Source organism: Cupriavidus consociatus (genome assembly GCF_017814975.1).
Lineage (GTDB): Bacteria > Pseudomonadota > Gammaproteobacteria > Burkholderiales > Burkholderiaceae > Cupriavidus > Cupriavidus consociatus.
Genome location: NZ_JAGIQA010000019.1, coordinates 117,098 through 129,574, shown reverse-complemented (window position 1 = coordinate 129,574; position 12,477 = coordinate 117,098). Strand labels below are relative to the sequence as shown.

General features: G+C 67.2%; 7 protein-coding genes. All 7 read left to right on the top strand.

Annotated features, from left to right (window positions below; genetic code table 11):
* Positions 1-18 precede the first annotated feature (18 nt).
* Positions 19-1,422, top strand: coding sequence for a F0F1 ATP synthase subunit beta (atpD, locus tag J8I82_RS24425; protein WP_209761430.1), 1,404 nt, complete (start codon positions 19-21; stop codon positions 1,420-1,422).
* A 96-nt stretch (positions 1,423-1,518) separates the two neighbouring features.
* Positions 1,519-1,935: a F0F1 ATP synthase subunit epsilon gene (locus tag J8I82_RS24420; protein ID WP_010811262.1), complete on the top strand. Its 417-nt coding sequence runs from the start codon at positions 1,519-1,521 to the stop codon at positions 1,933-1,935.
* A gap of 759 nt (positions 1,936-2,694) precedes the next feature.
* Positions 2,695-3,135: a CoA-binding protein gene (locus tag J8I82_RS24415; RefSeq protein WP_209761429.1), complete on the top strand. Its 441-nt coding sequence runs from the start codon at positions 2,695-2,697 to the stop codon at positions 3,133-3,135.
* Positions 3,136-3,192: 57 nt separating this feature from the next.
* Positions 3,193-4,143, top strand: a complete 951-nt coding sequence (locus J8I82_RS24410) for an alpha/beta hydrolase (protein ID WP_209761428.1) — start codon at positions 3,193-3,195, stop codon at positions 4,141-4,143.
* Between the two features lie 102 nt (positions 4,144-4,245).
* Complete coding sequence (hemE, locus tag J8I82_RS24405; protein WP_209761427.1) at positions 4,246-5,343, top strand: uroporphyrinogen decarboxylase; 1,098 nt, start codon at positions 4,246-4,248, stop codon at positions 5,341-5,343.
* Positions 5,344-5,863: 520 nt separating this feature from the next.
* Positions 5,864-8,161: a primosomal protein N' gene (locus J8I82_RS24400; RefSeq protein ID WP_209761426.1), complete on the top strand. Its 2,298-nt coding sequence runs from the start codon at positions 5,864-5,866 to the stop codon at positions 8,159-8,161.
* 193 nt (positions 8,162-8,354) lie between these two features.
* A complete protein-coding gene (gene putA / locus J8I82_RS24395; RefSeq protein WP_209761425.1) occupies positions 8,355-12,344 on the top strand; it encodes a trifunctional transcriptional regulator/proline dehydrogenase/L-glutamate gamma-semialdehyde dehydrogenase in 3,990 nt (1,329 codons plus the stop codon).
* Positions 12,345-12,477: the final 133 nt, after the last annotated feature.

Here is a 12,477-nt window from a genome sequence, read left to right as displayed (position 1 = left end):
AGCTATCGGAGATACGAAATGAGTATCGGAAATATTGTGCAGTGCATCGGCGCCGTGGTGGACATCGAGTTCCCGCGCGACGCGATGCCGAAGGTGTACGACGCGCTGGTGCTGGAAGACAGCAGCGAATCGTCGTTCGCCGAAAAGGGCCTGACCTTCGAAGTCCAGCAGCAGCTGGGTGACGGCGTGGTGCGTACCATTGCCCTCGGTTCGTCGGACGGCCTGCGCCGCGGCATGCCCGTGAAGAACACCGAAGCGCCGATCTCGGTGCCGGTGGGTCAGGGCACGCTGGGCCGCATCATGGATGTGCTGGGTCGCCCCATTGACGAAGCTGGCCCGATCGCTTCCGAAGAGCGTCGCGCGATTCACCAGAAGGCGCCGAAGTTCGACGAACTGTCGCCTTCGACCGACCTGCTCGAAACCGGCATCAAGGTGATCGACCTGATTTGCCCGTTCGCCAAGGGCGGCAAGGTGGGCCTGTTCGGTGGCGCTGGCGTGGGCAAGACCGTCAACATGATGGAGCTCATCAACAACATCGCCAAGCAGCACAGCGGTCTGTCGGTGTTCGCCGGCGTGGGCGAGCGTACCCGTGAAGGGAACGACTTCTACCACGAAATGAAGGAATCCAACGTGCTCGACAAGGTGGCCATGGTGTTCGGCCAGATGAACGAGCCGCCGGGCAACCGTCTGCGCGTGGCACTTTCCGGCCTGACCATGGCCGAGAAGTTCCGCGACGAGGGCCGCGACATCCTGTTCTTCGTCGACAACATCTACCGCTACACGCTGGCTGGTACCGAAGTGTCGGCACTGCTGGGCCGTATGCCTTCCGCCGTGGGCTACCAGCCGACGCTGGCTGAAGAAATGGGCAAGCTGCAGGAGCGCATCACCTCGACCAAGACTGGCTCGATCACCTCGATCCAGGCCGTGTACGTGCCCGCCGATGACTTGACCGACCCGTCGCCGGCAACCACCTTCCTGCACCTGGACTCGACCCTGGTGCTGTCGCGTGACATCGCCGCTCTCGGTATCTACCCCGCAGTGGACCCGCTCGACTCGACCTCGCGCCAGATGGACCCGCAGGTTGTGGGCCAGGAGCACTACAGCGTCGCGCGCGCCGTGCAGCAGACGCTGCAGCGCTACAAGGAACTGCGCGACATCATCGCGATTCTGGGCATGGACGAACTGTCGCCGGAAGACAAGATGGCAGTGAACCGCGCGCGTAAGATCCAGCGTTTCCTGTCGCAGCCGTTCCACGTGGCCGAAGTGTTCACGGGTTCGCCGGGCAAGTACGTGCCGCTGAAGGAAACCATCCGCGGCTTCAAGATGCTGGTCGACGGCGAGTGCGATCACCTGCCCGAGCAGGCGTTCTACATGGTCGGCTCGATCGACGAAGCCTTCGAGAAGGCCAAGAAGATCCAGTAAGCCTTGTTTCGATGCCCCCGCGTCTGCGGGGGCGGCGGTGCATCGCGCCAAGCGGTGCAGCCGCCAGAAGCGAAGCGATTGGAGAAAGGATCAGATATGGCAACCATTCTTGTAGACGTCGTCAGCGCGGAAGCGTCAATCTTCTCCGGCCAGGCGAAGTTCGTGGCGCTGCCGGGCGAGTCGGGTGAGCTGGGCATCCTGCCGGGCCACACGCCGCTGATCACGCGCATCCAGCCGGGTGCGGTGCGCATCGAGAAGGAAGACGGCAGCGAAGAGTTCGTGTTCGTTGCCGGCGGCATTCTTGAAGTGCAGCCCAAGCACGTTACCGTGCTGGCCGACACCGCTATCCGCGGTGGCGACCTGGACGAAGCCAAGGCCCAGGAAGCCAAGCGCGCGGCAGAAGAGCTGATGCAGAACCAGAGCAGCGACCTCGACCTGGCACGTGCCCAGAGCGAACTCGCCGTGGCGGCTGCGCAGCTGGCTGCCATTGCCCGCCTGCGTCGTAAGAAGTAACTACTTTGGTAGTACTGTCGCGTTGTTGTTTTTTCGATGCGACATTTAAAAAAGGCAGCCGCGAGGCTGCCTTTTTTGTGGGCAGAGCGATATGCTTTCGTCCTGCCTGGACAAAAAAAAGCGCGCGGGCCGGGGAGGCTCCGCGCGGACGGGAAAATCCCTTCGAGGGGTCAATTCGAAGGAACGGGTTCGGTCCAGGTGACAATCAATGCGCATCGGATACCTGATATCCGCTACAGGCTGCAAAGGCCACGCGCTAAAACGGTCTTCCTGGTGTTCCGGTCCAGCGGCAATTTTGCTGGATCGGAAAATCGGGTTGCTGCAAGAAACGCTACAAAAAGGCTTTCTTCTCCACGCCCCTTTAGGTCTGCACAGCATTCTTTGCTGGGGCGCCGCACCCCAGACAGCGGGTGTGTCAATGCATTGTGGGGGAAACTCCCCGGCATGGCAGTAACAAAATGTATCGTTTTGCAAGAAGATGAAAGCCGCGGGCGCAAATGGCCGACGTGTGCGCCACTTTTATGCAAGTTACGATCACGTTCGCCGCTATAACGTGCCTGTAGCGTATCATTTCCGGTTCGTTTTCCGTGTTCGCTCTCGCACCATGTCCATGTGGCGATTCGCGGTTACGATTGGCTACGTTCGCCGTGCTGGCCAGCCTCCGGCCGACCGAAGCGGCACGCTTGTCCCTGGTTATCCTGCAGTTGTGCAGCCGTTATCCCAAGACTTATCCCGCAGTTATTCACAGCCGGAGCCGTAATGCACCCAGAGATGCAGCCAGCGATACATGCCATGCTGGCGATGAAGACCGTGGCCGTGGTCGGCCTGTCCGACCGGCCGGAGCGGGCCAGCCATGAGGTGGCGGAGTTCCTGCAGTGCCACGGCTTTCGTATCGTGCCGGTGAATCCACGCCACGCTGGCGAGCGCATCCTGGGCGAAACCTGTCACCCCAGTCTGCAGCAAGCCGCCGAGGCGATGAGCGCCGAGGGCGCGCGCATTGAGTGGGTCGACATCTTCCGCCGTGCCGAGGACACGCCCGGGGTGGTCAATGACGCCATCGCAATCGGTGCGCGCGGGGTCTGGCTGCAGCTTGGCATCGTCAATGACGAAGCGGTGCGCCGCGCCGCTGCCGCGGGACTCCTAGCGGTCCAGGACTGCTGCAGCAAGATCGAGCTGACGCGCGCATTGGCGCCGCGCTAAGTTGCGCCAACCCGCGCCGGCATTGGCCCGTTTTCATTCTTACAAGCCCTCGCAACCATGGCCATCGATCCCGAACTGACTGCCTACTATCGCCGCTTGGCCGAGCGCTATGCCGGCGTGCCCGCGCCTGCCGACGCCGGCGCGCGCCGCGCTCGCTTCGCTGAGATCGCCGCGACTTCGAGGCTGCCGGACCCCGAGGGCGTCGCCGTGCAGGAGCTGCAGATTCCGTTGCCGGGGCGCACCCTTGGCGCGCGGCTGTTCCGGCCGCAGGGCGAGGTCAGGCAGCGGCTGATCGTGTACTTCCATGGAGGTGGCTGGGTCATCGGCTCACCGCAGACCCACCACATCGTGGCGGCATTGCTTGCCGCGGATACCGGTTGCGCGGTGGTCAGCGTCGACTACCGGCTGGCGCCCGAGCATCCATTCCCGGCGCCTTGCGAAGACGCAGTGGACGCGGTGGCGTGGCTGGCGGGCCAGCGGCAGGCGCTAGGCCTGGCACCAGGCTTCCTGGCGCTTGCCGGCGACAGCGCGGGTGGCCATCTGGCGGCGCAGGCCGCACAGCAGCTCAACGGCGGCAACGCGGTGCGGGTCGACGCACAACTGCTGATCTACCCGGTCGCGGCGCCGGTACTGGCCACGGAAAGCTACCGTGCCTTTGCCGACGGTCCCGGCCTGACGCGCGACGAAATGACCTGGTTCTGGACCCAGTTCATCGGCGCCGAGGCGCTCGCACAAGGGGCGGCGCATCCCGACCCGCGCGTGCACCTGATGGCCGCAGCGCCAGTTCGGCCGCCCGCGACGGTGATCCTGGTCGCGGCCCATGACGTGCTGCGCGACGACGGACTGGCCTATGCCGACTTCCTGGTGCGCCACGATGCCCCGGTGATTACCATCGAGGCCAGCGGCATGGTCCATGGCTTTGCGCGGCTGCAGCCTGAAGCCCAGCGTGCGCGCGAATGGATGCGGCGTGCTGCCGGCGTCTTCCGCGACCTGCTCGACGAGTCCTGAGCGTGGTCACGGCGCATCAGGCGTGCACCCAGAGTACATTCGGACCGTACCCTGAAGCGCCGGCGCGCGCCGCCCATCCCTTAGAATGGCGGTCTTACGAGGATGACCATGACCGCACTGCAGAACGATACCTTCCTGCGCGCGCTGCGCCGCCAGCCCACCGAATACACGCCGCTGTGGCTGATGCGCCAGGCAGGCCGTTACCTGCCCGAATACAACGCCACGCGGGCGCGCGCCGGTAGCTTTCTCGGGCTGGCCAAAAATCCGGCCTACGCCACCGAGGTGACCCTGCAGCCGCTGGACCGCTATCCGCTGGACGCGGCCATCCTGTTCTCCGACATCCTGACCGTGCCCGATGCAATGGGCCTCGGCCTCTCGTTTGCCCAGGGCGAAGGTCCGCGCTTCGCGCATCCGCTGCGCACCGAAGCCGACGTGCAGAAGCTGGCGGTGCCGGACATGTCCACGCTGCAGTACGTGTTCGACGCGGTCAGCGAGATTCGCCGGGCGCTGGTGCAGGACGGCCGCCAGCGCGTCCCGCTGATCGGCTTTTCGGGCAGCCCGTGGACGCTGGCGTGCTATATGGTCGAAGGCGGCGGCTCGGACGACTTCCGCAAGGTCAAGGCGATGATGTATGGCCGCCCGGACCTGATGCACCGCATCCTCGACCTCAACGCGCAGGCCGTCTCGGCATATCTGAACGCCCAGATCGAGGCGGGCGCGCAGGCAGTGATGATCTTCGACACCTGGGGCGGTGCGCTCGCCGACGGCATGTACCAGGCGTTCTCGCTGGCCTATATGCGCCGCGTGCTTGCGGGACTGAAGCGCGAGCACGCCGGCGAGCAGGTGCCGGCGATCCTCTTTACCAAGGGCGGCGGACTGTGGCTCGAGGCGCTGGCCGATACCGGCGCCGACGCGATCGGGCTGGACTGGACCGTCAACCTGGCCGAGGCGCGCCGCCGTACCGGCGCTCGCGTGGCCCTGCAGGGAAATATCGACCCCACCGTGCTGTTCGCGCCCGAGGCGGCGATCCGCGAGCAGGTGCGTGGTGTGCTGGACAGCTACGCGGCGGGCGGCGGCAGCGATGGCCACGTGTTCAACCTTGGCCACGGCATCTCGCAGTTCACCCCGCCCGAGCATGTCACCGTGCTGGTCGACGAAGTACACGCATACAGCCGCAAGCTGCGCACCGCGCAGAAGTGACCCGGGTGATATACGGCGGCGCGGCGCGGCTCGCGGCGCCCCGCGCTGCAGCGAAACGCGCCTGCACACACCCGGTGATGCGGGAGCCGCGCCGTTACGCCTGTCAAGTTAACTTTTTTGCCACCATTCGCCAAAAAGGTGCCCGGAGTTGATTCTCGGGGCTTGACTTATGCACACCGATAGGTTTGCCGCAGTGCAAGAGAGGGTAACGCCTTAACCTATCCGGGGGATTTTGCAAGTTCTTGATTTTTAAGGATTTGGAAGAATTGCAAAGCGCGGACCGATGCCGGTGGATCCCTTGATCCCCGGGCCTTCCGGGCTATCGCGAGCGACTTTTCAACAAAGTTATCCACAGGGGCAATGTAATTAGTGGAAAACCAGTCATCTATCATCGACTTAGGGCCACATTTGAAGTTTTACTTTAAGTTGATGTTGCGCCGCACCCAAAAACGCCTGCGCCTGCCGTGCTGCCGCCTCGTGCACAGCGAGTGCGCAATCGGGGTGCACCAGGTCTGGTCCGATGGCGGACGATAGCGGCGCCACCGCCATATCGAGTGGCGACCCCGCCATCGCTCTGCCGATTGTGCGCGTGGCGCTGGACACCCCCGCCGACGATTGTTTCGACTACCTGGCGACGCCGGAGGTCGCCCCCGGCGATCTGGTGGTGGTGCCTTTTGGCCGCCGCAGCCTGGTTGGCGTAGCCGTAGAGCGCGCTGCCGCCTCCGATGTGCCGCCCGACCGGCTGCGCCCGATAGCGCAGCGCCTGGACTGGATGTCGCCGTTGTCGCCCGACTGGATCGCGCTGGCCGCGTTTGCGGCGCGCTACTACCAGCGCCGCCTGGGCGAAGTCATGCTGCCGGCGCTGCCGCCGGCGTTGCGCGAAGCCGACAGCTGGCCAGGCCTGGCACAGCGTGCCCGCACCGACGAATACCGCGTATTGCCCGTGCATGTGGATAACTTGCTCGCCGCCGTGCCGCCGCGGGCCCGCAGCGTGCGGGCGCTGGCGCAGGCGCTCGCCGAACGCGCGGCCGCTGGCACGCCACTGGCGCTGGCCGATGCGCGCGCGCTGTGCGCGGCGGCACCGGTCCGGCTGGCCGAATGGCAGGCCGCCGGCTGGGTCGGCGCCGATCGCACCGCCCGGCGGTTGCTGGCGACCGCGCCGATGCAGGCGCCGTCCGCGGCCCCCGCCTTGCACGACGAGCAGCGCGCCGCGGTGCAGGCGATCGCCGAAGCACAGGGTTTCGCTCCGTTCCTGTTGCACGGCGTTACCGGCAGCGGAAAGACCGAGGTCTACCTGCACGCGATGCAGGCCGTGCTGGAGCGCGACCCGCACTCCCAGGTGCTGATGCTGGTACCCGAAATCAACCTGACGCCCCAGTTGCAGACGCGCATTGCCGCGCGCTTCCCGCACCTGCCGCTGGCGGTGCTGCACAGCGGCCTGGCTGACCAGGAGCGCAGCCTGCAGTGGCTGGCCGCGCACCGCGGCGAGGCTCGTATCGTGCTGGGCACGCGCATGGCCGTGATGGCGTCGCTGCCGGCGCTGGCACTGATCGTGGTCGACGAGGAGCACGATACCTCCTACAAGCAGCAGGAAGGGCTGCGCTACTCGGCCCGCGACCTGGCGGTGTGGCGCGCCAAGCAGCGCGGCATCGCGGTCGTGCTGGGTTCGGCCACGCCGTCGATGGAAACGTGGTGGCGGGCAGGGCAGGGCACCTACCGCAAGCTGGTGCTGCGCGAGCGCGCCCAGGCCGATGCAGCGCTGCCCACCGTGCGCCTGGTCGACCTGAACCATGAGCGCCAACGCCAGCGTGCACTGTTCGAAGGCCTGTCGATGCCGCTGCTCGAAGCGATAGATGCCCGGCTGTCACGCGGCGAGCAGAGCCTGCTGTTCCTGAATCGCCGTGGCTACGCGCCGGTCATTGCCTGCGACAGCTGCGGCTGGCTGTCCGGTTGCCCACGCTGCTCGGCATACCTGGTACTGCACCGGCCCGAGCGGCGCCTGCGCTGCCACCACTGCGGGCTGGAGGCGCCGGTGCCGCACCACTGCCCGGACTGCGGCAATGTCGATGTCGCGCCGCTCGGCCGCGGCACCCAGCGCATTGAGGAAGCGCTGGCATCACGCTTCCCGCAGGCGCGCATCGCGCGCATCGACGCCGACTCCACCCGGCGCAAAGGCAGCGCACAGGCAATGTTCGACGAAGTCCATGCGGGTGAAGTCGATATCCTGGTAGGCACCCAGATGGTCGCGAAGGGCCATGACTTCCAGCGCGTGACGCTGGTCGGCATCGTGCACCCGGACGCCGCCATGTTCAGCCACGATTTCCGCGCCGCCGAACACCTGTTCGCATCGCTGATGCAGGTGGCGGGGCGCGCCGGACGCGCCGGGCTGCCGGGCGAGGTGCTGATCCAGACCCGTTACCCGGACACCCCGGCATTGCAGGCGCTGACGCGCCATGACTATGATGGATTCGCAGCCAGCCAGTTGCGGGAGCGGCGCCAGGCCGGGTTGCCCCCGTTCTGCTTCCAGGTGCTGGTCACCGCGGAGCACGGCGAGTTGGAGCGGGCCCTGCAGTTCCTGCAGGCAGCGCGGCGGCACGCCGATTCGTGCCAGCTGGCGGCCGAGGTGCAACTGCACGACCCGGTGCCGATGTCGATGGTGCGCATCGCCTACCGCGAGCGCGCCCAGATGCTGGTCGAGGCGACTTCCAGGCCGGCGCTGCAACGGTTTATGGCTGAGTGGGTGCAGACTTTCGCAGAGGTGGGAACCGAGGTGAAAGGGGTGCGCTGGCAGCTGGAAATCGACCCCCTCCGGATATGAGCCGGCGGCGGCGAGCTGCGCAGGTGCAACCCATTTGTCAGGGTTAACGTTAGGGTTGCACTGGGTTGCACCCTTAGGTTTTTCGGGAGTAAGATCGCGCCAGCTCACAGGCTGCGGCCGGTCGTGCGTCCATGCCCGCGGCATCGGCGCGGCAATACCGGCGGCGCCCCAGTTTTTTCGGAGAACTGCCCGCATGGCCACCACCACTCTCGGCGTCAAGCTCGACGACGCCTCGCGCGAACGCCTCAAGCGAGTCGCCCAATCCATCGACCGCACCCCGCACTGGCTGATCAAGCAGGCCATCTTCACTTACCTGGAGCAAGTCGAGCGCGGGCACCTGCCGCACGAGACCAGCGCCGCCGGCTCGGCCGACACCGATGGTGCCGACGCCTCGGACCTGGTCCCTGCCGACGGCGCGCCGCAGCCGTTCCTGGAATTCGCCCAGAGCATCCAGCCCCAATCCGTGCTGCGAGCCGCCATTACCTCCGCCTACCGCCGTCCCGAGACCGACTGCGTGCCGGTGCTGCTGGAACAGGCGCGCCTGCCGCAGCAGCAGGCCGAGGCCGCCATCAAGATGGCCAAGACGCTGGCCATGCGGCTGCGCGAGCAGAAGGTCGGCACGGGCCGCGAAGGCCTGGTGCAGGGCCTGATCCAGGAATTCTCGCTGTCGTCGCAGGAAGGCGTGGCGCTGATGTGCCTGGCCGAGGCGCTGCTGCGCATTCCCGACAAGGCCACGCGTGACGCGCTGATCCGCGACAAGATCAGCGGCGCCAACTGGCAGTCGCACCTGGGCCAGAGCCCGTCGCTGTTCGTCAACGCCGCCACCTGGGGCTTGCTGCTGACCGGCAAGCTGGTCGCCACGCATACCGAATCGGGCCTGACCAAGGCGCTCACGCGCATTATCGGCAAGGGCGGCGAGCCGCTGATCCGCAAGGGCGTGGACATGGCGATGCGCCTGATGGGCGAGCAGTTCGTGACCGGCGAGACCATTTCCGAGGCGCTCGCCAACGCGCGCAAGTACGAGGCGCAGGGCTTCCGCTACTCCTACGACATGCTGGGCGAAGCGGCCATGACCGAGGCTGACGCCGTGCGCTACCTGGCGTCGTACGAGCAGGCCATCCACGCTATCGGCCAGGCCTCGCGCGGCCGTGGCATCTATGAAGGCCCGGGCATCTCGATCAAGCTGTCGGCGCTGCATCCGCGCTACAGCCGTGCCCAGCACGAGCGCGTGATCGGCGAACTGTACGAGCGCCTGAAGTCGCTGACGCTGCTGGCGCGCCAGTACGACATCGGCATCAATATCGATGCCGAGGAAGCCGACCGCCTGGAGATCTCGCTCGACCTGCTGGAGCGCCTGTGCTTCGAGCCCGAGCTGGCCGGCTGGAATGGCATCGGCTTCGTGGTGCAGGGCTACCAGAAGCGCTGCCCGTTCGTGATCGACTACCTGATCGACCTGGCCCGCCGCAGCCGCCACCGCCTGATGATCCGGCTGGTCAAGGGCGCCTATTGGGACAGCGAGATCAAGCGCGGCCAGGTGGAAGGCCTGGAAGGCTATCCGGTCTACACGCGCAAGGTCTACACCGATGTGTCGTACGTGGCCTGCGCGCGCAAGCTGCTGTCGGTGCCGGACGCGATCTATCCGCAGTTCGCGACGCACAACGCGCATACCCTGTCGGCCATCTATCAGATCGCCGGCCACAGCTACTATCCAGGCCAGTACGAGTTCCAGTGCCTGCACGGCATGGGCGAGCCGCTGTACGACCAGGTGGTCGGCCCCACCGCCGACGGCAAGTTCAACCGCCCGTGCCGCATCTACGCGCCGGTCGGCACACATGAGACGCTGCTGGCCTACCTGGTGCGCCGCCTGCTGGAGAACGGCGCCAACACCTCGTTCGTGAACCGCATCGCCGACGACACCATCTCGCTGGACGAGCTGGTTGCCGACCCCGTTGCCGTGGTCGAGGCCATGCACCGCGACGAAGGCACGCTGGGCCTGCCGCATCCGCGCATCCCGTCGCCACGCACGCTGTACGGCAAGAGCCGTCCCAATTCCGCCGGCATCGACCTGGCCAATGAACACCGGCTGGCGTCGCTGTCGTCGGCCTTGCTGGCGGGCACCAGCGAGCGCCAGGTTGCCGAGCCGATGCTGGGCGCCGCGCTGGTCGCCGATTCGCCGCGCTCGGCCGACGCCATCACCACGCCGGTGCTGAACCCCGCCGACCACCGTGACGTGGTCGGCCAGGTCACCGAAGCCAGCCAGGCCGACGTCGACGCCGCGCTGCAGGCCGCCGTCAATGCCGCACCGATCTGGCAAGCCACGCCCCCGGACGTGCGCGCCGCCGCGCTCGAGCGCGCCGCGGACCTGATGGAAGCCCAGATGCAGTCGCTGATGGGCATCATCATGCGCGAGGCCGGCAAGACCTTCTCCAACGCCATCGCCGAAGTGCGCGAGGCGGTGGACTTCCTGCGCTACTACGCCGCCGAGATTCGCCGCGGCTTCGACAACGAGACCCATCGCCCGCTGGGCCCGGTGGTGTGCATCAGCCCGTGGAATTTCCCGCTGGCGATCTTCACCGGGCAGGTCGCCGCGGCGCTGGCCGCCGGCAACCCGGTGCTGGCCAAGCCCGCCGAGCAGACCCCGCTGATCGCCGCCGCCGCGGTGAAGCTGCTGCGCGACGCCGGCGTTCCGGCCGGCGCGGTGCAGCTGCTGCCGGGCCGCGGCGAGACCGTCGGTGCCGCGCTGGTGGGCGATGCCCGCATCAAGGGCGTGATGTTCACCGGCTCGACCGAGGTCGCGCGCATCCTGCAACGCAATGTCGCCGGCCGTCTTGACGCCGCCGGCCGTCCGATCCCGCTGATCGCCGAGACCGGCGGCCAGAACGCGATGATCGTCGACTCCTCGGCGCTGGCCGAGCAGGTGGTCGGCGACGTGGTCAACTCCGCCTTCGACTCGGCCGGCCAGCGCTGTTCGGCGCTGCGCGTGCTGTGCCTGCAGGAGGACGTGGCTGACCGCGTGCTGGAGATGCTCAAGGGCGCGATGCAGGAACTGACCATGGCCAACCCGGATCGCCTGTCCACCGACGTCGGCCCGGTGATCGACGAAGAGGCGCGCGCCAACATCGTGCGCCATATCGACGCCATGCGTGCCAAGGGCCGCCGCGTCCATCAGGCCGACCCCAACGCCGCGCAGGGCGCCAGCTGCCGCAATGGCACCTTCGTGCCGCCGACGCTGATCGAGCTGGACAGCATCGAGGAACTGAAGCGCGAAGTGTTCGGCCCGGTGCTGCACGTGGTGCGCTTCCCGCGCGCCGCGCTCGACACCATGGTCAGCCAGATCAACGGCACCAACTACGGCCTGACGCTGGGCATTCATACCCGCATCGACGAAACCATCTCGTTTATCGTCAGCCGCGCCCATGTGGGCAACCTGTACGTGAACCGCAACATCGTCGGCGCGGTGGTGGGCGTGCAGCCGTTCGGTGGCGAGGCACTGTCGGGCACCGGACCCAAGGCGGGCGGCCCGCTCTACCTGCACCGGCTGCTGTCGGTGTGTCCGCAGGACGCGGTGGCACGCAGCGTGCGCGCGGCAGATGTGACGAGCCACGCCGAGATGGTCGGCCCGGACGATGAAGCAGCGCGCGCCGCCGAAGCCTTCCGCAACTGGGCCGCCACCGAGCTGCCCGCGGTCGCCGACGCCTGCGCGCGCTTTGCCGAGGCATCGCCGTCGGGCCTGGCGGTGACGCTGCCCGGCCCCACCGGCGAGCGCAACACCTACACGCTGCTGCCGCGCGCTCACGTGCTGTGCCTGGCCGCGCAGGAAGCCGACCTGGCGGTGCAGCTGGCCGCCGTGCTGACCGTCGGCGCGCGCGCCGTATGGCCGGAAAACCCTGTTGCGCGGGGGCTGTTTGCGCGCCTGCCTAAGGGCGTACAATCGCGCGTCCGCATGGTGGCTGACTGGACCGCCGCGGACATCGCCATCGATGCGGTGCTGCACCACGGCGACTCAGACCAGCTGCGCACGGTGTGCGAGCAGGTGGCGGCGCGCCCGGGGCCGATCATCGGCGTGCAGGGGCTGGCGCAAGGCGAGCCGACCGTCGCGCTCGACCGCCTGCTGATCGAGCGCTCGCTGTCGGTCAACACCGCCGCCGCGGGCGGCAATGCAAGTTTGATGACGATCGGCTGAGGCACTCTCGGACGCGCGTCTTGTCGAAGCGCGCACCGGTGGCGGCGATCCTGCCCCCGGCGCGCATACCAAGGAGGGCGCGGCACTGCCAGGCCGCACCTCGAAAAATACGCCGCTCAGGGAGCCATACCGG

Coding starts and splice junctions, on each gene's coding strand:
- hemE (WP_209761427.1), top strand. CDS start 4,246: ATGACCATGACCGCACTGCAGAACGATACCTTCCTGCGCGCGCTGCGC.
- J8I82_RS24400 (WP_209761426.1), top strand. CDS start 5,864: ATGGCGGACGATAGCGGCGCCACCGCCATATCGAGTGGCGACCCCGCC.
- J8I82_RS24410 (WP_209761428.1), top strand. CDS start 3,193: ATGGCCATCGATCCCGAACTGACTGCCTACTATCGCCGCTTGGCCGAG.
- J8I82_RS24420 (WP_010811262.1), top strand. CDS start 1,519: ATGGCAACCATTCTTGTAGACGTCGTCAGCGCGGAAGCGTCAATCTTC.
- putA (WP_209761425.1), top strand. CDS start 8,355: ATGGCCACCACCACTCTCGGCGTCAAGCTCGACGACGCCTCGCGCGAA.
- J8I82_RS24415 (WP_209761429.1), top strand. CDS start 2,695: ATGCACCCAGAGATGCAGCCAGCGATACATGCCATGCTGGCGATGAAG.
- atpD (WP_209761430.1), top strand. CDS start 19: ATGAGTATCGGAAATATTGTGCAGTGCATCGGCGCCGTGGTGGACATC.